The following is a 21169-nucleotide window of genomic DNA, read 5'->3' on the forward strand; positions in this document are numbered from 1 at the left end:
ATAACAAATATACGGGAAATTTTGGTGAGCCAATGAAAAATGAAAGATTGCCTTTATACCAGCAAGTCCAGGATTACATTAAAGAGCTGATCCATACCTCGGGCCTCAAGCACGGCGATCGCATTCCGACGGAGAAGGAACTAATGGAGCTTTTTAATGTGAGCAAAATTACGGTTGTGAATGCTTTAGCCGGCTTGGTTAATGAAGGCTCGATTTCCCGTGTGCCGGGCAGAGGCAGCTTCGTCAACAAAGTAAAGCTGGATTCGTCCGAGCCGATATCCTTCCCGGAGCGGCGTGTTGACGAGCGGGAAGGCGGAACTGCGAGGAAGCTGATCGGGCTCGTGATGCCGTCGATTGACGATTATTTTTCCATTCGTTTGATCGAAGGCATCCAGAAAGGGCTGCGGGAGCGCGGGTATCAGTCCGTGATCCAGCTGTCGGACGGCGTGCTGGAGCAGGAGAAGCAGGCGATCAAACTATTTAAGGAGTTCGGCGTCGACGGGCTGCTCATATTCCCGGTGGACGAGGAGCAATATAACGAAGAAATATTGAGTATGAAGCTAAGCGGCTTTCCGTTCGTGCTGATCGACCGGTTCCTGCCCGGCGTGGAGACGGATTATATCGCGTCGGACGGCAGAATGGGCACTCAGCTTGCCGTAGATTATTTGTGGGAGCAGGGCCATCGCCAAATCGCGATCTGCTCCGACTCGCCCCTGCAGACGGTTACGGTGCAAGAAAGAATCGACGGGTACATGAACGCGCTCAAAAATAAAGGGGCGCTCATTAATCCCGCGCATATCATAACCGAGTTCAGCTTAAGTACGCAGGACGAGGTCCAGACTCATCCTTTGTTCAGATATGTGAAAAACCGGATGGCGACCGCCTATATTACGCTTAACGGCAGACTAGGGGCCCATATTTACCAAATGGCCGAGCAAGCCGGCCTGAACGTGCCGGCGGATTTGTCGATCATTACGTTTGACGATTCCACCGCCATAATGGAAGGGGTCACCGCCTTTACGCATGTCAAGCAATTCGAACACGAAATCGGCTATAAGGCGGCGGAGCTGCTGCTTGGACGCATCCGCTCCGGCGACGAGCCGCGAAGTAAATATAGCAAAATTTTAATCAAACCGGAACTCATTGTCCGTCATTCGACAGGTCCATTTAAGCCTGTGTGACCATCGGACTATGGCAGCCAAACCAAATGAAGGCTCGTCTCAAGGCAGGAACACACTGCCTAAGGGGCGAGCTTTTTTTTATATGACAGCTTTTGATTGAGTCTTAGGAAGGAGTCTAGCAGTCTATTAAGCAGCTTTAATTGATATATTGAATATATATGTGAAATTTGTAGCGTTATTCGACAAAATGATCGAGTTAACGCTATTTTTCTTTGTTTTTTCTGTGGTTCAAAAGTAACTGAAACCGGCGTAAATACAGGGAATATGCTCCTATAGCCATCTGATGTCGATAGGATCGCCGCTAAGGCGAATAGGTCCTTTCAAAAGGTACTAAAAAGAATATTCAAAAATATATTGAATATATACAAATGTGAAGTTATACTGTGGTGGAGAAATACAGTCTTTGGAAAATCCGATGCGGCATGCATCCATCAGGCAAGGAGGACTTGCATATGACCAGAGATCGAAGGGAAGAAAAAACCGGATTTCAGGAATCGGCCCCTTATCGGGCTTCCTATGATTTGCAGACGGATTTTGTGATGGTGTACGGAATCGACGATACGATGCCCGAGCGGATTCGCCAGTGGAAGGAACGGGGTTATATCGTCCATTTGATGACRGGAGTGGCATGGGGCGAGTATCAGGACTACTTGAACGGCCTTGTCGACGGGCGCGACCATTGGGACGAAGCTCAGACCAACCGGAACGGTGAGCGGATCATCCACGGGGACACGCCAGATGTTCCCTACATGGTGCCGACGCTTGCTTATACGAATTTTTTAGCTAAACAAATACGGATTGCGGTAGAGGCTGGCGTCGAGGCCATTCATCTGGAAGAGCCGGAATTTTGGGTGGACGGAGGTTATTCCGAAGCGTTCAAGCGGGAATGGAGGCTTTATTACCGAGAGCCATGGTCCGCTCCGCATTCGTCTCCGGATGCGCAGTTCAGAGCTTCGAAGCTGAAGGCGCATCTGTATACGCGCAGCCTGGACCGGCTGTGCACGGAGATGAAGGACTACGCCCTCACCGCATATGGCCGCGACTTGCGCTTTTATGTGCCGACCCATAGCTTGATCAACTACACGCAATGGAGAATCGTCAGCCCGGAATCGGGACTGATCGATCTGCCTTCCGTAGACGGTTATATCGCCCAGATTTGGACGGGAACGGCGCGGACGCCCAATGTATATCAAGGTGTGCGTAAAGAACGGACTTTTGAAACCGCTTATCTGGAATACGGAATTATGCAGGAGCTGGTAAGGGGAACCGGAAGGCGCATGTGGTTTCTGCATGATCCGATCGAAGACAATCCGAACCACACCTGGGAAGATTACGAACAAAATTATAAGCGGACGGTAACCGCTTCGCTGCTGCATCCCGAGGTTTCCCGCTACGAGGTTTCCCCGTGGCCGAGGCGAATCTTTGAAGGGAAATATCCTTCGGAGGACGGCAGCGGGAAAACAACGATACCGCCGGATTATGCGACGCTGCTGCTGCAAGTCATGCACACGCTCGGCAATATGGAGCAGCCGCCGGACGGGGCGGAGCAGACAGAGTCCCGTATCGGTGTATTGATAGCCGATTCGTCGATGTTCCAGCGAATGAAGATGGATGAAGCGTCTTCTGCCAGTTCTGGCAAATATGACGGCACCGATCCGGAAGGGTTCGAGAAGGACGGTGATACGGAGCTGCTGGACTTCTCCCCGTTCTACGGATTGGCGCTGCCCCTGCTCAAGCACGGCATTCCGGTTCGGCCGGTCCAGCTCGACAACGTGCGGAGGTTCGCCCGGTATTTGAACGGCTACCGAGTGTTATTGCTCAGCTACGAATTTATGAAGCCGGAATATCCGGATCTCCATTTTGCCTTGGCCGGCTGGGTCAGAAACGGAGGCGTACTCGTATATGTCGGCGATGACGCCGATCCTTATCACGGTATCCGCGCATGGTGGAACGAAGACGGCCTCAGCTACGCATCCCCCCGCGGGCATTTGTTCGAGCAGCTTGATGTAAAGGCTGATTCGGGAAGCGGGCTTTACCGCTCCGGCAAAGGCGTTGTCGCCTATCTTCCGGTCGCACCGGATGAATGCGCCGCATCCGTCGAAGGCGCGAATGCCTTGCGCGCAATCGTAAGAGAGGCGATGGAAGCGCTTGGAGATCCGGCATGCCGCTGGCAGCCGAAACACGATTTCACGCTGCGGCGCGGACCATACATTATTGCGGCAGCAATTGACGAGTCGTCCTTGGACTCGCTAGTCGCGATTCCGGGCCCCGTCGTCGATTTGTTCGAACCGCTCCTGCCGGTGCGGCAGGAGATGCGGATTGCGCCAGGAGAGCAAGCTTTCCTGTTCGACTTGGAGAGGGGAAGGCCGGCAGATGGCAGCGTTGGGTGCATAGCCGCTTCCTCGCGTATCGAATCGCTAGAGCAGAGCGGAGCGGGATTCTCGTTTCAGCCGAAAGGTCCGGAGGGGATCATGGCGGCGGCAAGATTTTATAGCCCGCGGGAGCCTCTGTCGGCAATGCGCCTCAGCGGAGGCAGCAACGATCCCATTCCGTTCGAATGGGACGCGCCGTCGTCGACGGTGCTGCTAAGGTACGAGCATTGCAGCGATACGGACGTCGTGGTGAACGTCAGTTGGGAAAGCTGAACATTAGCCGAAAAGGAGACATGATATGCCATACGAAACGGTAAAGCCGGAGCGGCTGAAAGCGATGCTGGAAGACTGGAAGGAACGGATCTATACTCCGCTGGAAGAGCTGTGCGTCACGGCTTGGGTCACCTCGGAGCCGGTACCTTATGAAGAACGTATGTCTGGTCGGTGGATAGAGCTGTTCCCGGGAGATCGATGGGGAGGTTTGTGGGATTGCGCATGGTTTCGCTTCGCAGGCGAAGTTCCCGAATCGGCCAAAGGGGCCAAGGTTGTGCTGCTGATTGACGTCAACGGCGAGCTTTGTCTGGTCGACGAAGAGGGTTCGCCGAGACAAGGACTGACCAATATCAATTCGGAGTTCGATTATACGCTTGGCCTGCCGGGCAAGCGGGTCGTCCATGTGAGCGAAGCGTCGACAGGATCGGAAACGATCGAAGTATGGGGCGATGCGGGCTGCAACGATTTGTTCGGACGGTATCGCAGCGGCACGCTTAAGGAGGCGGTGATCGCCATATGCCGCGAAAACCTCAGGGGACTGTATTACGACGGGGAAGTGCTGCTGGAAACGGCGGAGCGGCTGCCGGCCGGTTCGGCGAGGAAGGAGCGTATTCTGCAGGCTCTGTACGAGGTTTCACTGCTTATGACCGAGTTGACGGATGAACGGATTTCCCGCGCGAGCGGCATCCTTCGCGAGCAACTGGCGAAGCGGGGAGGCGATCCCGTGCTGACGATACACGCCGTTGGCCACGCGCATATCGATCTGGCGTGGTTGTGGCCGATCCGGGAGACGATCCGCAAGGGGGCGAGAACATTCTCGACGGCGCTTCGGATGCTGGAGCGTTATCCCGACTACGTATTCGGAGCGAGCCAGCCGCAGCTATACGATTGGATGAAGCGTAATTATCCGAAGCTTTATGAGGAAATCGTTCAGCGCGTGAATGAAGGACGTTGGGAACCGCAAGGCGCGATGTGGGTCGAAGCGGATACGAACGTTCCGGGCGGCGAGTCGCTTGTTCGGCAGCTGCTGTACGGCAAACGGTTTTTCCAACAGGAATTCGGTCAGGAAATGAAATCGTTGTGGATGCCCGACGTGTTCGGTTATACCGCCAGCTTACCGCAATTGCTGAAAAAAGCGGGCGTCGATTTCATGATGACGCAGAAGCTGTCATGGAGCTCCTATAACCGGCATCCGCACCATACGTTCATGTGGGAAGGGATCGACGGTTCCCAAGTGCTGATGCATATGCCGCCCGAAGATACTTACAACAGCCCGGCCGCGCCGCGTTCCATTGTGAAAGCGGAGACGGACTATCTAGACAAAAACGTGTCGGAGCATTGCCTGATGTTGTTCGGAATCGGCGACGGCGGAGGCGGCCCCGGCGAAGAGCATCTCGAGCGTCTGTCGCGCGAGAAGAACTTGCTGGGATTAAGTCCGGTCGTTCAGACGCCTTCTTCGGTCTTTTTCGAGAAGCTGGAGCAAAACGTTGAGCGCTACCAAACCTGGAGAGGCGAGCTGTATCTCGAGAAGCATCAAGGCACGCTGACAAGTCAAGCGCGGAACAAACGGTACAACCGGAAGCTGGAGAAGGCGCTGAGGGAGCTGGAGTTCGCGGCTTCGCTTGCCGGGACGCTTTGCGAATACCCATATCCGGCCGAGGCGCTCGAGGATATATGGAAGGAAGTGCTGCTGTACCAGTTCCATGATATATTGCCGGGCTCTTCGATCAAGCGGGTATACGACGAATCACTGGAACGGTATGCGTTGCTGCAGGAACGCGTCGATTTGATGATTGCGGATGCATACGGTGCAATCGCCCTTCGGATGCCGCCGGCGCAGTCGCCTGCAATCAAGCCGCTAGCCGTATTTAATTCCTTGCCCTGGAGGCGGGAAGAGTGGGTGAAGGAAGACGGACGATGGATGCGCGTGTCCGTACCGCCGATGGGATTTGCGCTGGCGGAGCCTGAGGACACATCCGCGGTCATGGCGGAAACAGCCGCCGCTGCGGAATCACCAACGGCCGCTCAAGAGCCCTGCGTGGCGACGGAGGGACATTGTCTGGAAAACGAACTGCTCCTGCTGACCTTCTCGCAGGATGGCTCAATCGTATCCATTTACGATAAAGAGTATCGGCGCGAAATCGTGCAGGCGGGCGGAAAAGCAAACGAATTGCGCGTATTTAGCGACGATGGGGATGCATGGGACTTCCGTCAGGATTACCGGATGACGGGAGGCAAGACGCTTCAACTGGAGGATGCCGCTTCGTTCATGGATGGACCGACGGCAGGTCTTGTCCAACGTTACCGAATCGGAGAATCTCGCCTGACGCAGCGGGTATTGCTAACTCAGGGCACCCGTAGAATCGATTTCGTCACCCATGTCGATTGGCAGGAATCGGGCAAGATGCTGCGCACTTCGTTCCCGGTGAACATCCGTACGGATGTCGTCAGTTGCGACATTCAATTCGGTTATTTGAAGCGGCCGACGCATCGGAACACGATGTGGGATTATGCAAAAGACGAAATTTGCGCGCATCATTGGATTGATCTGTCGGAGCCGGATTACGGCGTCGCGCTGCTGAATGATTGCAAATACGGGCATAGGGCAGAAGGCGGCGTGCTTGATTTGAACTTGCTGCGCAGCCCCTCCTATCCGGATCCCGAGGCTGACCGGGCAGAGCATACGTTTACGTATTCGCTGTATCCGCATCCGGGCGACCATATACAGGCGGAGGTGTATAAGCGAGGTTACGAGCTTAATGTTCCGCTGCAGGTTGTTGCCGTTCCGGAAGGCAGCGCGGCGGAGGCGCTTGCGGAGACGTTCGCCTTCCTAAGTCTCGATCATCCGAATGTCATGGTGGAAGCGGTGAAACAAGCCGAGGACGGAGACGATCTAATTGTCCGGCTTTACGAAACGGCGGGCACCCGCGTTCATACGGCGCTTCGCCTCGGATGCGAGGCACGGGAAGCGTGGCAGGCCGATCTGATGGAAAATAAGCTCGAAGCGATGCCGATCGAAGGGAACGAGATTCGATTGACGTTTGCTCCGTTTGAAATTATAACGCTCAGATTAACGGTTCCAGCTGGGACGGCTAAGCGAGGGGGAGGCGTATGACGGCTTCTTTTCTTTGGAAACGAATTTGGAAGCACAAAGTTTTTTATCTGTTCCTGCTGCCGGGGCTGATCTGGTTTTTCATCTTTTCCTACGTTCCGCTATTCGGCATTCAAGTGGCTTTCCGCGATTACACGTTTTCGGGCGGATTTACGGGCAGTCCTTGGGCTGGGATGAAATACTTTCAACAGTTTTTCGATTATTACAAGTCGGAGGAGATTATCCGCAACACCATCTTGATCAGCTTTCTGAAGCTGGCAATCGGCTTCCCGATGCCGATTCTGCTCGCCATTATGCTCAACGAGGTGCGTAGGCTTAAATTCAAAAAAGTCGTGCAAACGCTTTCGTATCTACCGTATTTTGTATCTTGGATAGTGGTGGTTACGTTGATGCAGCGGCTTTTATCGCCTTACGGAGGACCCGTTAACGAGCTTCTGTCCCTGTTTGGCATCGAGCATATTCAGTTCTTATACAATCCGAACTGGTTCTACCAAGTAATCGTCGGCTCGGACGTGTGGAAGAACATCGGATGGAATTCGATCATCTATATGGCCGCAATTGCGGGCATTGATCAGCAACAGTACGAAGCGGCCAAAATCGACGGTGCTAACCGCTTCCGCCAAATCTGGCATGTGACGCTGCCGGGCGTTCGCAATATCGCCATCATTCTGTTTATTCTGTCGATCGGAAGCCTGATGAGCGCCGGATACGAGCAATTGCTGCTTCTGAGCGGCCCGCCTACGGCCAGCATCGGCAGCGTGCTTGATGTTCATGTCATTACTTCCGGCATTGGCGAAGGCCGATTGAGTTACGCGGCCGCGGTCGGATTGTTCCAAAGCTTGATTGGCTTGATTYTCATTGTGACGGTGAACCGAATCGCCCGTAAAGTGAGCGACGTATCTCTTTTCTAAAAAAGGAAGTGATTGGATGAAACGCCGATTTTCCGTTTTTACGATACTGAATTATGTGGTGCTTGCGTTGATAGGATTTTCGATGGTATACCCGTTTATTTATATTTTGGCGTATTCGTTGAACGACGGGAAAGATTCGATGATGGGCTCCTTGTACTTTCTCCCGCGCAAGTGGACGCTGGACAATTATGCGGAAGTTTTCGAGAATGCCCGTATTTGGCAAGCGTACAAAATCACCCTGCTGCGCACGCTGATCGGCACCTTCCTGCATGTGGGACTTAGCACGCTGATGGCGTACGCCTTATCCAAAAAAGCGTTGCCGGGCAGATCGTTTTTTTCCTTCTACATTTTTCTGCCGACCATCTTCAGCGCGGGGTTCATTCCGTTTTTCATTACGCTGCAGAAGCTTCATCTGATCAACACCTTCTGGGTGTACGTCATTCCGATGCTGTTCAGCTTTATGCACATCGTCATTCTCCGCACCTTCCTTCAAGGCATACCCGAGGAGCTGGAGGAATCGGCCCGCATTGACGGTTATGGCGATTTCCAAATATTCGCCCGCATTATTTTGCCGCTGTCCGGTCCGGTGCTTGCGACAATCTCTTTGTTTATCGGGGTGTCCCATTGGAACGACTGGTTTTCGGGCGCCTACTATGTGTCGAATAAAAACTTGATCCCGGTGCAAACGATGCTCCAGGAAATGCTGACGCAAGCGGAAGCGTTCTCGTCATCGGCGCAACGGGCAGCGCAGCAGGGCGGGCAGACGGTTAATACCGGCGTGCAAGGTTCGACACCTGAATCGCTGCGAATGGCTTTGCTTGTCATTACGGTTTTTCCGATCTTGTGCGTATATCCCTTCCTTCAGCGTTTTTTCGTCAAAGGCGTCATGATCGGCTCTGTCAAAGGATAAGGGTTCCCTCGAGGACTTTATCATACAAATGACTATATTCAGGGAGGTTTCTGTATGAAGAAGCTGTACGGAAAAGGCGCAACGGTGTTGCTTGCGGCTGCGCTCGTGATCGGATCTTTGGCTGGATGCACGAACAATGAGGAGCCAGGAAATAAAGGCGGCGAGGGGGGCGCTTCCGGCAACAAAGAAGTGACGCTGCGAGTGCTTCATAACTGGAACGGCTCCACGGGTTCGGAAGTCGACATGACGCCGGTCGAAGAAGTCATCAAGGAAAAAACGGGCGTTACGGTCGAATGGGAATACACGACGGGAAGCGAAACCGAAAAGGTTAATGCGATCTTCGCCACGCAGGATCTACCGGACATTTATACGGGTCCGGCATGGGGCGGAGAGCTCGACGGCATCATCAAAGCAGCCAACGAAGGCCAATTGGTCGACTTCTCGGATAAGCTCGACAAATACCCGAACTTGGCGAAATCGATCGCGAAAGAAAACGTACCCCCGGCTCTCTACGAAAAGGCGATTGACGCGTATGACGGCAAAAAATATTTGCTGCTTCAAAATCAGCCTGCTACAGACGCGGACGGGATCGATTGGCTGTACGGCTTCTATGTGCGGAAGGATATAGCGGCGCAGATCGGCGTCGATCCGCAATCGGTCAAGACGAAAGACGATTTCTACAACTTTCTGAAAAAAATCAAAGATTCGAATTTGGAAGCGAACGGTCAGCCGGTCATCCCGCTGGGCGGCTTCAGCAACGGCTGGGCGGTAGGCATCGGCAACACGATGTTTTACGGCGGCGCCGGTTACGTAGACAAAGGAGACGGCACGCTTGAGAATGCTTTCTTCTCCGAAGGGTATGACGAATACACTTTATATTATCGCAAGCTGATGTCCGAGGGACTGCTGGATGCGGAGGCGTTCACGCAGACCGACCCTATTGCCAAGGAAAAAATATCGCAAGGACGCGTCGCCGTACTGGCCGCGCATTATCCGGCAATTCTTGACGCTACCAAGGAATATGCCAAAGCGAATCCGGGCAGCGAGTTCGTGCCGGTAGGCMCGCTGGAGTGGGCAGGCGCGGAGTCGAACCGTCCCGTTGATCTAGGTATTCAAGGAAACAACGTCACGGCGATTACGAAAGCGGTCAAAGATGTGGATGCCGCGCTCCGTCTGCTGGATTATTTGGCATCGGACGAAGGGTTTATGCTCACTCGTTACGGCGTGGAAGGCGTTCATTGGGATATGGTAGACGGCAAGCCGACGCCGAAGAAGGAATGGTTCGATAAGTTCGCGAACGATACGTCGGGCAAGCTGATCGAACGCAAAAACCAAGGGCTGGAGATCGGTTTCAACTCCATGTCGGGAATGGACCGAATCAACTCCGTGGGCGCCGGCGACATCTGGCAGGATCAAGAGCGGAAGGACACGATGGATAACGCCCGCAAAATTTTGCGCCCGAACGGCATCAAAGTGATAACCGGCTATAATCCCGGCGATGTCATTATTAAACACGAGAAGTGGGAATCGCTGAAGCCGTCGATGGACAAAACCGGCGATGCCTGGAAAGAGGCCGTATATGCCAAGTCGGATGAAGCGGCGTTGAAAATATTAAACGAGCTGCGCGAGCAGATGAAGAAAACCGGCTACGAGGAAGCGATGCAATATACGAACGAACAATTAAAAGGCAAAGAAGTCGTAACGATGCAGCTGCCGAACTGATTTCGGCCGAGAGGAGAATGGAAAGTGGCACAAATATTAACGCAAACATTAAGACCTCCATCCGTCCCGCTTATCGCTGTCGATCCTTACTTTAGCGTCTGGTCGGCGGCGGATCGCTTGTATGACGAACATACGACGCATTGGACGAACAAACGCAACAGCATGGCCGGTATTATCCGAATCGACGGCAAGCCGAGAAGGTTCATGGGAAAGGTTGACCTCGCCGATCTTGCCCGCGTCAATGAGCTGCCGGCGATGGAGCAAATAAGCGTAAAAGTCGAGCCGCTCACAAGCACCTATGTGTTCGAGGCGGACGGAATCGAGCTGGAGGCGGCCTTTATGACGCCGCTTCTGCAGGACGACCTGGAGCTGCTGTCGAGACCCGTGTCCTACATGACGTTCCGCGTTCGCTCTATCGACGGGAAGGCGCATCGCGTCCAGCTGTATATCGATCTGTCCGCGGAGTTATGCGTACACGCGACGGATCAGGCCGTCACCTGGTCGCGTGCGGAGACCGGCGAACGAGTCGCCGCAATGCGCATCGGCACGGAAGAACAGCCGATTCTGGGCCGAATCGGAGACGACACGCGGATCGACTGGGGATATGTATACTTGGCAGTTCCGCAATCGGAAGGCTTGCAGACGGCGATTCATTCCGCCAAGATGCGCATGAGGTTTGCGGATTCCGGACAATTGCCGGAGAAGGACGACGAAGCTTGTCCGCGCGAGGCTGCGGATGATCCCGTGGCAATGGCTGCCGTCTTCGATTTCGGCGAAACGGGCGAGCAGCCCCTATCGCGATATGCGATCGCGGCATACGACGATATTCATGCCATCGAATATTTCGGCAAACCGCTCGATGCGTACTGGCGGAAAGCGGGGATGACGTACGAAGAGATGCTGAACCAGGCGGCGGAGCAATATGACGAGCTCGTCGTCCGCTGCGCGGACTTCAACCGGAAGCTGATCCATGAGAGCACCCAAGCGGGCGGGGAAAAATATGCGGATATGCTGTCGCTCGCATACCGCCAAGCCATCGCGGCCCATAAGCTGGTTGCCGGCGAGCAAGGGGAGCTGCTGTTTTTCTCCAAGGAAAACTTCAGCAACGGCTGTATCGCCACCGTCGATGTCAGCTACCCTTCGATTCCGCTATTCCTGCACGGCAATCCGGAGCTCGTGAAAGGGATGATGCGGCCGATCTTCAAATATGCAGCCAGCGAAGAGTGGACGTTCGACTTTGCGCCGCATGACGTAGGTTGTTACCCGGCGGCGAACGGTCAAGTGTACGGGGAGAACAAGCTGGAGTACCAGATGCCGATCGAGGAATGCGGCAATATGCTGATCATGGCTGCCGCCGTATGCTTGTACGAGGGGAATGCGGAGTTTGCGCGCGAGCATTGGGAATTGCTTACCCGCTGGGCCGCATATCTGAAGGAGCATGGCATGGATCCGGCCAATCAGCTGTGCACGGACGACTTCGCCGGGCATTTGGCGCATAACGCCAACCTGTCCATCAAAGCGATCATCGGCATCGGCGGTTATTCGATTCTTTGCTCGATGCTGGGAGACCCGGAAGGCGAGGCTTATCTTACGACGGCCCAGGAAATGGCCGACAAATGGGTGGAGACGGCAAGCGCCGGCGATCACTACAAGCTGACCTTCGACAGCTCGCCGGATACGTGGAGCCTTAAGTATAATCTGGTGTGGGACCGCCTGTTTGGCCTTCATCTGTTCCCGACTAGCGTTGCTGAGGACGAAATTCGGCATTACCTCGCCAAGCAAAACGAGTTCGGTACGCCGCTCGACAGCCGGAGCACCTATACGAAGGCGGATTGGCTGGTTTGGAGCGCGTCGATGGCGACATCCAAAGAGCAGTTCGAGCAGCTTGTCGAACCGCTGTGGCATTTCTTGAACGAAACGCCAAGCCGGGTTCCGTTCACCGATTGGTACGATACGGTCAGCGGCAAGCAGATTGGCTTCCAGAACCGTTCGGTAGTCGGCGGATTGTTCCTGCCATTATTAAAGGCGTTATAAAGCGCCGAATCATATGAACACGATAAAGGCCTCGATTCCGCTTAACGCGGGTCGAGGCCTTTTCGCTGCGATTATTTTTCTCGCAACGCTTGACATGGAAAAATCTGTTCGACTATAATCGTAATAATTACGAATAAGAAAGGAATGAACCTCATGCGCGTTACGATTACGCTTGCTTGCACGGAAACCGGAGACAGAAACTACACGACGACGAAAAATAAAAGAACGACGCCTCACCGGCTTGAGCTTCGCAAATACAGTCCGAGGTTAAAGCGTATTACATTGCACCGGGAAACGAGATAGCGGGATTTGATTAGATTGGATTTGATCCAATCTAACGGCTAGGATTGAGACAATTTCAGAGTTTGATTGGATTTAAAGCAGTCAAATGGACGCAAAATGATTGCTTAGGGCTAAAATGCCGGTTATGACTGTATAATTTCCACTCAAAAGTTACTCGCTGACGATTTTGGACGATTAGACTGTATGAAATACAGGCAAACGCAACCTCAGTGAGTCTAACAGCAGGCCGTTCTTTTTTTCGATCCATAATCGTAATGATTACGCTTTAATGATTGAACCACGGGAGGATTTATTGTGAAAAAAAGAAATAAAACTCGTTTCATGCTTTTGTTTATCGTTTCCATCATTCTGCTAGCCGGCTGCAGCCAAAGCAAAACGGAAGAGGCTGGCGGATCTGCAGATATAGAAGAAGCTACTGAATTAGTTTATGCATCGTCCAAAGATATCAATGACATGAATCCCCATTTGTACGCCGGCTCGATGCCGGCCCAAGGCATGGTGTATGAATCGCTGGTCGAGAACACGGTAGAAGGCATCAAGCCTTTGCTCGCCGAGTCCTGGGAAATCTCGAATGACGGCAAAACGTACACGTTCCACCTGAGGAAGGACGTGAAGTTCCATGACGGGGAGCCGTTCAACGCCGAAGCGGTGAAACAAAACATCGAAGCCGTGCAAAGCAATGCGGAGAAGCACGCTTGGATCAAGCTATCGACGAAATTAGTGAAGGTAACGGCAGTAGACGAATACACCGCCGAGCTGGAGCTGTCGGAGCCCTACTACCCGACTTTATTGGAGCTCTCGATGACGAGGCCATTCGTATTCATCTCGCCGAAGGATTTCATTAACGGGGGAACCAAAGAGGGGGTAAGCGGCTATCACGGCACCGGACCTTACAAGCTCGCCGATCATAAAGTCGATGAATATGCGACGTTCGAAGCAAATGAGAGCTATTGGAACGGTGCGCCCGCGATTAAGAAAGTGACCTCGAAGGTGCTGCCGGCAGGAGAAACGACGTTGCTGGCCTTACAGAAAGGGGAGGTCAACTTCGTGTTCACGGATGATCGCGGCGCGGATAGCATCGACGTGGAAGCGATGAACCGATTAGTGGAGTCCGGCGACTATCAGCTCGTTCGAAGCGATCCCATGAATACGAAAATGATCGTCGCGAATAGCAGCAAGTCGGACAGTCCGGTAAGCGAAACGGCCGTTCGCGAAGCGATTTGGCATGCGATCGATAGAGAAACGATCAGCGACGCCATTTTTAACGGCACGGAGGCAGCAGCGAATACGTTATTCTCTTCCAATGTCAATTATGCGGACGTCGATCTGAAGAAGCGGGATTATGATTTGGATCATGCCAAACAGTTATTAGAGCAGGCGGGCTGGAAACACGAGAACGATGCCGCAGTAAGAACGAAAGCAGGCCGTACTCTAACGCTTCAATTGTATTATGATTCGAATTCGCCCTCGCAAAAAACGCAGGCCGAGTTTATCCAAAGCTCATTGCAAGAAATCGGCATGCAGCTGGACATTATCGGCGAGGAATCGACGTCGATCGCGAACAGAAGATCAACCGGAGAATATGACCTGTTGTTCAATCAAACATGGGGACTAGCGTATGATCCGCAAAGCACGATCGCCGCATTTACTTCCAGCTCCGCCTACTTGCATACGACGAGCGGCATAGCCGGAGCGGACGAACTTTACGGGAGCATCGAGGAAGTGATGGCGACGACGGACGAGGCCAAGCGGAAGGCGTTATACGCCCGCATCTTGACGATCGTCCATGATGAAGCCGTCTTTATTCCGATTACGAACGGCAGCGTTACGGTTGTGGCGCGGGCGGACGTAACCGGCATATCTTTCAAGCAGACGCAATTCGAGCTGCCGTTCGAACGGCTGAATTTCGAATAAGAGTCTTCGATGGGAACCTATTTGGCTAGAAGGCTGTTCATGGCCGTTCCATTGCTTATCGTTATCTCTTTTTTGACGTTTATATTAATCAATCTATCGCCCATGGATCCCGCCGAGGTTGTCTTGCACGCGCAGGAAATCCCTCAGATAACGGATGAATTGATTGCTCAGACGAACGAGGAGCTGGGCTTCGACAGACCGTTTATGATTCGGTATTTCGATTGGCTTCTATCCTGTCTCCGATTGGATTTCGGAAGCTCGTACATAACGGGGCAGCCCGTCTGGTCGTTGATAGGCCCGGCCTTTCTTAATACGTTGAAGCTAACGATGGTATCCTCTATCGCGATCATTGCTTTGTCCGTTTTATTGGGTGTGATATGCGCGATGAGAGAAGGCGGGGTTGTAGACAAAACGGTCAGAGGAACGGCGTTCCTTCTGACCGCCATGCCGTCTTATTGGCTGGCCGCGATGATGATCTGGTATTTTTCCGTCCGGTTGGATCTGTTGCCGACAAGCGGGATGGACTCTTACCTGAGCTATATATTGCCGGTGACCGTTATTACGGTCGGCTATGCCGGCATGTACTTCCGGAACGTCCGAAGCTCCGTAATAAGCAATATGAACGAAGATTATGTGCTGTATGGAAGAGCATGCGGCATATCGGAGAGAAAGATTACGATGCATATTTTGAGAAATTCGTTGCAGGTTTCGATTTCGATATTTTGCATGGCGATCCCGATCGTACTCGGCAGCACGGTCGTTATCGAAAACGTGTTTGCGTGGCCCGGCTTAGGACGGTTAAGCGTCAAATCGATTCTAAGCAGAGATTTTCCGATTATCCAAGCCTATGTGCTTCTATTGGCCGTGGCATTCGTGCTGTTCAATACGGTATCCGATATCGTGGGCGCCGCGCTGAATCCGAAGCTAAGAAGGGATATGTGATGGGAGTATTACGACGTTTGTGCAAGGATAAGCTCGCCGCAATCTCTTTGTTCGTCATTGCGATCGTCTTGGAGGCTGGCGCGTTCGCGCCGGTCATAGCGCCGCATGACCCCTATGCCGTCAATATGAAGCTTCGGTTCGCGGGTTCGTCATGGGCGTATTTGCTAGGCAACGATCATTTGGGGAGATGCATTTTATCCCGATTGATTTACGGCATCCGGCCTAGCGTGCTATGGGTGCTTGCGGCGTTGATGCTTTCGGTGGGAGTTGGATCTATAGTCGGCTTTGTCGCCGGATATGCGAAGGGAATTACCGATGCCGTTATCATGCGGATCTGCGATGTGATGCTCTCGTTTCCGGGCTACGTGATGACGTTGGCCGTTGTCGGTATTTTGGGCGCCGGTCTGGAAAATATATTGATCGCTTTCGCGGTCATGAAATGGGCTTGGTTCGCAAGGGTCATTCGAACGTCCGTCATGCAATATACCGAGACGGATTATGTGAGGTTCGCCAAGGCATCCGGCATGAGCCCTCTTCGAACGATATACAAGCACATCGTTCCCGTGACGTTATCCGATATCGCGGTCATTGCCAGCAGCTCGATTTGTTCGATGGTTTTGCAAATATCGGGTCTCTCCTTCCTCGGATTGGGCATTCAAGCTCCGCATGCCGAATGGGGGATGATGCTGAACGAGGCGAGGGAGGTCATGTTCACGAGACCCGAGCTTATGCTGGCGCCCGGACTAGCCATTGTCGTCGTGGTGTCGGCATTCAATTTTGTGGCGGATGGTCTTCAGGCGGCGCTTGATCCCAAGTTAAGGACATCGAAAAACAAGCATCATGAAACCGAGGCAAAGGAGTCCGCTTATGGCTTTGTTAGAGGTTAGAGGCTTAAGGATACAGGATATGAACACGGGGAAAGTCGTAATCCCGCAAAGCTCCTTTCAATTAGGGCGGGGCAGCACGCTGGCGATCGTGGGAGAGAGCGGAAGCGGGAAGTCCGTAACCTGCAGAGCCGTGATGAGATTAAACAAACCGTGGCTGCGGCAATCCGGCGACATTGTTTTCCGAGGCGTTAATCTAAACGAGCTTTCCGAAAAAGAAATGCGAAGAAAACGAGGCAAGCAGCTGTGCATGATCCTCCAAAACGGGATGTCCGCWTTTGATCCCTCTTGCGTCGTCGGGGTTCATTTAAAGGAAACGCTGCGCCAGCACTTCGACTGGAGCACCACCGAAACCGTGCATCGGATGAAGCATGCGATGGAAAGCGTCCTGCTCAAAAATCCGCTGGAGATCATGAACAAATACCCTCATCAGCTGTCGGGCGGCATGCTTCAGCGGATCATGATCGCATTATCGTTGGTGCTGGAGCCCGACCTGATTATCGCCGATGAACCGACGACGGCGCTGGATACGATCGCGCAGTACGAGGTCGTCGAGCAGCTGCTGAAGCTAAGGGAGAGGGACTGCTCCATGATCTATATTTCGCATGACTTAGCCGTGGTCCGGAAAATAGCCGACGACGTGCTGGTCATGAGGGAAGGGGAAATTGTCGAGCGCGGAAGCATCGCTAGCGTTTTTCGTAATCCCCAGCATCTCTATACCCGTCATTTGGTATCCACCCGATCGGCGTTAAGCAATCATTTTAAGAGTTTGACGAGGGAGGAGATCCATTGCTGAAGGTTGCGGGGGTTCATAAAGCGTACAGAAGGGGAGGATTCTTCGCTAAACAAAAGCAGCAGATTTTGCGCGATGTCAGCTTTGAATGCGAGAGAGGGGAATGCCTCGGCATTATCGGAGAAAGCGGGAGCGGGAAGTCTACGCTTGGTCGTTTGATATTGGGCATGGAACGGCCGGATCGCGGAACGATCCTATTCGAAGGACGGAATGTTGGGGACCGAAACGTTAGATTAGGGAGCATGAGTGCCGTGTTCCAGGATTATACGTCTTCCATAAATCCTTTCTTTACGGTGGAACAAGCGATTGCGGAACCGTTGGAAGCTCTGAGAAGAACAAAGGCGGATCGTGAGGGCAAGGTCGATCATTTGCTGCAAGCAGTCGGCTTGAACGCCTCTTACAAAAGCAAATACGCTCATGAGCTGTCGGGCGGAGAGGCACAGCGAGTCTGCATTGCCAGAGCGCTCGCGACGGAACCCGCGTTTCTTCTATTAGATGAAGCGATCAGCTCGCTCGACGTTTCCGTTCAAATGCAGGTTCTGGAATTGTTGAAGGAGCTCAAGGAAGTCTACCAAATGAGCTATGTTTTCATTACGCATGATATTCAGGCGGCAGCTTATATTTGCGATAGGATCGTTATTTTCCGCGAGGGGCAGATCGAAGAAATCATTCCTGCGAAGCAGTTGAAGGACGTTCAGTCTGCCTATGCGAGAAGGCTGCTGCGCAACATCATAACGTTCTAAAGGAGTACATAAAGTGAGCGGAGCAATGTCCTGGCCTTTTCTGCGGTTATATCTGTTGGCTTTGCTTTATTTCAGCGCCAATTCCATATTGAATGTCATCATCCCGTTACGCGGGGAATCGGCAGGGGCCAGCAGCACGACCATCGGCTTGATCATGGGAGCCTACATGCTGGCCTCGATGTGCTTCCGGCCTTGGGCAGGCGCTATTGTCGAGAAGTACGGGCCGATTAAAGTACTGCGATTTATCCTTATTATAAATGGCTGCGCTTTGATCTTATATACGGTAAGCGGATTGGAGGGTTATTTCGCCGCCCGCATGTTGCAAGGCGTATGCACCGCTTTCTTTTCCATGGCTTTGCAAATCGGCATCATTGACGCTTTGCCGGAGAAGGAGCGCTCCCAAGGCATTTCCTTCTATTCGTTGTTTACGTATATTCCGGGCATGATCGGGCCTCTGTTGGCTCTTGGAATCTGGCAATCCGGTACCATGGATGTCTTTTCCATAACAATGGTGGCGATAGCGGTCTTCACGGGTTTGTTCGGTTATACGGTCAAGCTGGATCAATCCACGAATGTCGCGGCTGCTGTGTATGAGGATCGAATCGAGCATCGAAAGAGCGCTTTAGGTTCGCTCAGCCAGTTGGTCAAAAATCGCGATTTGTTCAGATGCAGCGTATTGATGGTAGCGGCTTCGATCGTATTTGGCGCGATTACAGCCTTTATGCCTCTGTACGCTGCGCAATTGAAAAGCGGCAATGCGGGCGTCTATTTGATGCTTCAGGCAGGCGCCGTCGTCTTTGCCAGGTACGCGTTAAGCAAGAGAATTCCTTCCGACGGCAAGTGGCATGCCCTGTTCATCATGGGAACGATGTGCTTAATAGCCACGGCGGCATTATGCGTGAGCGCGTCCTTATGGTGGGGAGCCTTTCCGTTCTACGCTGGCGCTTTGCTGATGGGACTCGGGCAAGCGCTGCTTTATCCGACGTTGACGACTTATCTCTCCTTTGTATTGCCCCAGACGAACCGGAACGTGCTGATCGGATTATTTATCGCGATGACCGATTTAGGAGTCTCGTTGGGCGGCATCATTATGGGGCCGGTAGCGGATGTATCCTCGTACTCCTTTATGTACATGGTCTGTGCAGTCTTGGCTGCTGCAACGGTTGTTATTGCTTTCCGAAATTACCACACGAACTTTGAGGGCGGTACTTTGTAATATTTTTTGAATGCCTTCGAGAAGCTGTATGGATCGGGGTAACCGAGCAAACCTGCGATTTGCTGAATCGAATGCGTTCTGCTGTACAACAACTCGCGGGCCCGATTCATTTTTAATTGGTAAATATACGAACCCGGCGTAATGCCCAAAGCCTGTTTGAAATAAAGGATGAAATACTTCTCGGACATGCCCGCTAGTTCGGCAAGCTCTCCAATGCGGACCGGCTGATGCAGACGATCTTGGATAAACGCAAATACAGGCTGCAGCGCCAGCAGATTCGTATTTCGATTCCGAGCAGGGACATGTTTCGCGAATCCCCCTTGGTAATCCCCGCGCCCATAACATTCTAAGATCTTTGCAATTAGAATCGTGAGCGCTCCTTTCAATCTGATCGCCGACATCGGAATGCCGTGCATATGTTGGTCGAAAGTGTCTAAGTACAAGCCCATTTCCTCCTGTACTAGCGAGCTTGCCATAATGCCTTCCAGTGAATAATTGTCTAGAATTCTAAGGTGATTTCCCAGACCAAAATGAAAGTGCGTGAAAATAAAGCTGCATTCGGCACCTAGGTTCGTAGCCGTATAGGCAACCTTCGGACTAAAAAGAATCAAATCTCCTTCCGATGCCAGGTGGACTTGTTCGTCAATCCGGATTTCAATGTTCCCTTTGCGAATAAACCATAGGTCGTAATCGGGATGCTGTTTGTTTTCTATCCAACCATCAGGATGAATGGCTTCTCCGCTAGCATAGATGCGAAGCATGACATGCTCTGAAAGCTCATCGAATAAGTTCAAGCTGCTCACGGTCGACGCTCCCTTACGTTTTGACATCGTACGAAATGACATGTTCAGGTTACTATGAAGCATTCCGGTTCCTTATCACCATCTTATAATGGAAGTAAGAAACAAATAAAGGGGCGGTAATATGTATTCGTTCGGATGGTGTAAAGGGATTGATGAGGCGGAGACGCTTCGCTCGCTGGGATTTGACTACATCGAATGCACGCTCACCTCGTTAATGCTCGAGAATCAATCGGAATTCGAAAAGGTATTGCCGAAGTTTATCGATAGTCCGCTGCCGCCGCTTGCTTTTAACGTCTTTTTTCCGAACGGCTTACACGTTGTTGGTCCCGATACCGATTCGGAACGCATTCGCCGCTATGTGTCGAGGGCAGCTTCCGCATTGAACCGAATCGGCGCACGCACCGTCGTACTCGGGAGCGGTCGCGCAAGGCATGTGCCGGACGGCTGGGACAGGGGACGCGCGGAAGAGCAGTTCTCGCAGTTGCTTGGCTGGATGGGCGACGAATTCGACGGGACCGGCGTTACGGTAGCGATTGAACCGCTTAACAGAAAAGAAACGAATCTCGTCAATAGCGTTGCGGAGGCCGTCGTTTTCGCGCGGCAGGCCAACCGTAGATCGATACAAGTATTGGCCGATTTTTACCATATGGACGAGGAGAACGAACCGCTGGATACGCTGGTCGAGCATAAGGATTGGCTGGCCCATATTCATTTGGCGGATACAGGGCGGTTAAGTCCGGGTACGGGGCAATACCCGTATGGACCATTCCTAGAGTCGCTGAAGAAGGCAGGTTACTCCGGCCTTATTTCCGCAGAATGCAACACGAATCATCCGGAGGAAGAGCTTCCGGCGGCTTTGGCTTTTATGAAAGCTTGCTTTACGGAATAGCCTTTTGCTTCTAGCTGGCGGATGTTGCAAGGCGGGGAATTGGGGAGGCTGGAGCTCTCTAACGCATCCGAAGGGTAGTTACCTTAGGTATAGTAGGTATATCCGATATAATATAGTGATCTTTATTTCACTACTTTCGTCGCGATACAAACTTCTCTAGAATAGAG

The 21169-nt window shown here is 52.6% G+C and carries 16 protein-coding genes; 15 read left to right on the plus strand and 1 reads right to left on the minus strand.

Features of this window, described 5'->3' with window-relative positions; translation table 11 throughout:
- Positions 1 to 32 precede the first annotated feature (32 nt).
- From AB4Z33_RS05020 to cntE, 14 genes are all read left to right on the plus strand, one after another.
- A complete protein-coding gene (locus AB4Z33_RS05020) occupies positions 33 to 1181 on the plus strand; it encodes a GntR family transcriptional regulator (protein WP_442048872.1) in 1149 nt (382 codons plus the stop codon).
- Positions 1182 to 1633: 452 nt separating this feature from the next.
- Entirely contained in the window at positions 1634 to 3826 is a 2193-nt protein-coding gene (locus AB4Z33_RS05025) for a hypothetical protein (protein WP_442048873.1), read from the plus strand.
- 25 nt (positions 3827 to 3851) lie between these two features.
- Positions 3852 to 6941 carry an alpha-mannosidase gene (locus tag AB4Z33_RS05030; RefSeq protein WP_442048874.1) on the plus strand — a complete coding sequence of 1030 codons (3090 nt, stop codon included), beginning with the start codon at positions 3852 to 3854 and terminating at the stop codon, positions 6939 to 6941.
- A complete protein-coding gene (locus tag AB4Z33_RS05035) occupies positions 6938 to 7849 on the plus strand; it encodes an ABC transporter permease (protein ID WP_442048875.1) in 912 nt (303 codons plus the stop codon). The genes AB4Z33_RS05030 and AB4Z33_RS05035 overlap by 4 nt, the downstream gene beginning before the upstream one ends.
- Positions 7850 to 7865: 16 nt before the next feature.
- Positions 7866 to 8759, plus strand: coding sequence for a carbohydrate ABC transporter permease (locus AB4Z33_RS05040; protein WP_442048876.1), 894 nt, complete (start codon positions 7866 to 7868; stop codon positions 8757 to 8759).
- A gap of 54 nt (positions 8760 to 8813) precedes the next feature.
- Entirely contained in the window at positions 8814 to 10481 is a 1668-nt protein-coding gene (locus tag AB4Z33_RS05045; protein ID WP_442048877.1) for an extracellular solute-binding protein, read from the plus strand.
- Between the two features lie 24 nt (positions 10482 to 10505).
- The gene (locus tag AB4Z33_RS05050) at positions 10506 to 12515 is read left to right on the plus strand and encodes a glutaminase domain-containing protein (protein WP_442048878.1); all 2010 of its coding nucleotides are present in this window, start codon (positions 10506 to 10508) and stop codon (positions 12513 to 12515) included.
- 153 nt (positions 12516 to 12668) lie between these two features.
- Positions 12669 to 12818: a 50S ribosomal protein L33 gene (gene rpmG / locus AB4Z33_RS05055; RefSeq protein ID WP_442048899.1), complete on the plus strand. Its 150-nt coding sequence runs from the start codon at positions 12669 to 12671 to the stop codon at positions 12816 to 12818.
- 294 nt (positions 12819 to 13112) lie between these two features.
- A complete protein-coding gene (gene cntA, locus AB4Z33_RS05060) occupies positions 13113 to 14732 on the plus strand; it encodes a staphylopine-dependent metal ABC transporter substrate-binding lipoprotein (RefSeq protein WP_442048879.1) in 1620 nt (539 codons plus the stop codon).
- Between the two features lie 9 nt (positions 14733 to 14741).
- Positions 14742 to 15674, plus strand: a complete 933-nt coding sequence (opp1B, locus tag AB4Z33_RS05065) for a nickel/cobalt ABC transporter permease (RefSeq protein WP_442048880.1) — start codon at positions 14742 to 14744, stop codon at positions 15672 to 15674.
- The gene (gene cntC, locus AB4Z33_RS05070; protein WP_442048881.1) at positions 15674 to 16561 is read left to right on the plus strand and encodes a staphylopine uptake ABC transporter permease subunit CntC; all 888 of its coding nucleotides are present in this window, start codon (positions 15674 to 15676) and stop codon (positions 16559 to 16561) included. Before opp1B ends, cntC begins: the two co-directional genes overlap by 1 nt.
- Complete coding sequence (cntD, locus tag AB4Z33_RS05075; protein WP_442048882.1) at positions 16542 to 17354, plus strand: staphylopine uptake ABC transporter ATP-binding protein CntD; 813 nt, start codon at positions 16542 to 16544, stop codon at positions 17352 to 17354. Before cntC ends, cntD begins: the two co-directional genes overlap by 20 nt.
- Positions 17348 to 18094, plus strand: a complete 747-nt coding sequence (locus AB4Z33_RS05080) for an ABC transporter ATP-binding protein (RefSeq protein WP_442048883.1) — start codon at positions 17348 to 17350, stop codon at positions 18092 to 18094. The genes cntD and AB4Z33_RS05080 overlap by 7 nt, the downstream gene beginning before the upstream one ends.
- A 13-nt stretch (positions 18095 to 18107) precedes the next feature.
- Entirely contained in the window at positions 18108 to 19310 is a 1203-nt protein-coding gene (gene cntE / locus AB4Z33_RS05085) for a staphylopine family metallophore export MFS transporter CntE (protein ID WP_442048884.1), read from the plus strand.
- On the opposite strand, the gene AB4Z33_RS05090 is transcribed toward cntE, so the two are convergent.
- Positions 19277 to 20140: a helix-turn-helix domain-containing protein gene (locus AB4Z33_RS05090; RefSeq protein ID WP_442048885.1), complete on the minus strand. Its 864-nt coding sequence runs from the start codon at positions 20138 to 20140 to the stop codon at positions 19277 to 19279. The two genes, cntE and AB4Z33_RS05090, sit on opposite strands and share 34 nt — an antisense overlap.
- A gap of 94 nt (positions 20141 to 20234) precedes the next feature.
- On the opposite strand from AB4Z33_RS05090, the gene AB4Z33_RS05095 reads away from it, so the two are divergent.
- Positions 20235 to 21002 (plus strand): sugar phosphate isomerase/epimerase family protein, encoded by a 768-nt coding sequence (locus AB4Z33_RS05095; protein WP_442048886.1) that lies wholly within the window; start codon positions 20235 to 20237, stop codon positions 21000 to 21002.
- Positions 21003 to 21169 lie beyond the last annotated feature (167 nt).

The organism is Paenibacillus sp. 2TAB19 (assembly GCF_052115185.1).
GTDB lineage: Bacteria > Bacillota > Bacilli > Paenibacillales > Paenibacillaceae > Pristimantibacillus.

Bases quoted from the DNA above. Each gene is read 5' to 3' on its own strand.
- AB4Z33_RS05020 (WP_442048872.1), top strand. From the start codon at position 33: ATGAAAAATGAAAGATTGCCTTTATACCAGCAAGTCCAGGATTACATT.
- AB4Z33_RS05030 (WP_442048874.1), top strand. From the start codon at position 3,852: ATGCCATACGAAACGGTAAAGCCGGAGCGGCTGAAAGCGATGCTGGAA.
- AB4Z33_RS05040 (WP_442048876.1), top strand. From the start codon at position 7,866: ATGAAACGCCGATTTTCCGTTTTTACGATACTGAATTATGTGGTGCTT.
- rpmG (WP_442048899.1), top strand. From the start codon at position 12,669: ATGCGCGTTACGATTACGCTTGCTTGCACGGAAACCGGAGACAGAAAC.
- opp1B (WP_442048880.1), top strand. From the start codon at position 14,742: ATGGGAACCTATTTGGCTAGAAGGCTGTTCATGGCCGTTCCATTGCTT.
- cntC (WP_442048881.1), top strand. From the start codon at position 15,674: ATGGGAGTATTACGACGTTTGTGCAAGGATAAGCTCGCCGCAATCTCT.
- AB4Z33_RS05090 (WP_442048885.1), bottom strand. From the start codon at position 20,140: ATGTCAAAACGTAAGGGAGCGTCGACCGTGAGCAGCTTGAACTTATTC.
- AB4Z33_RS05095 (WP_442048886.1), top strand. From the start codon at position 20,235: ATGTATTCGTTCGGATGGTGTAAAGGGATTGATGAGGCGGAGACGCTT.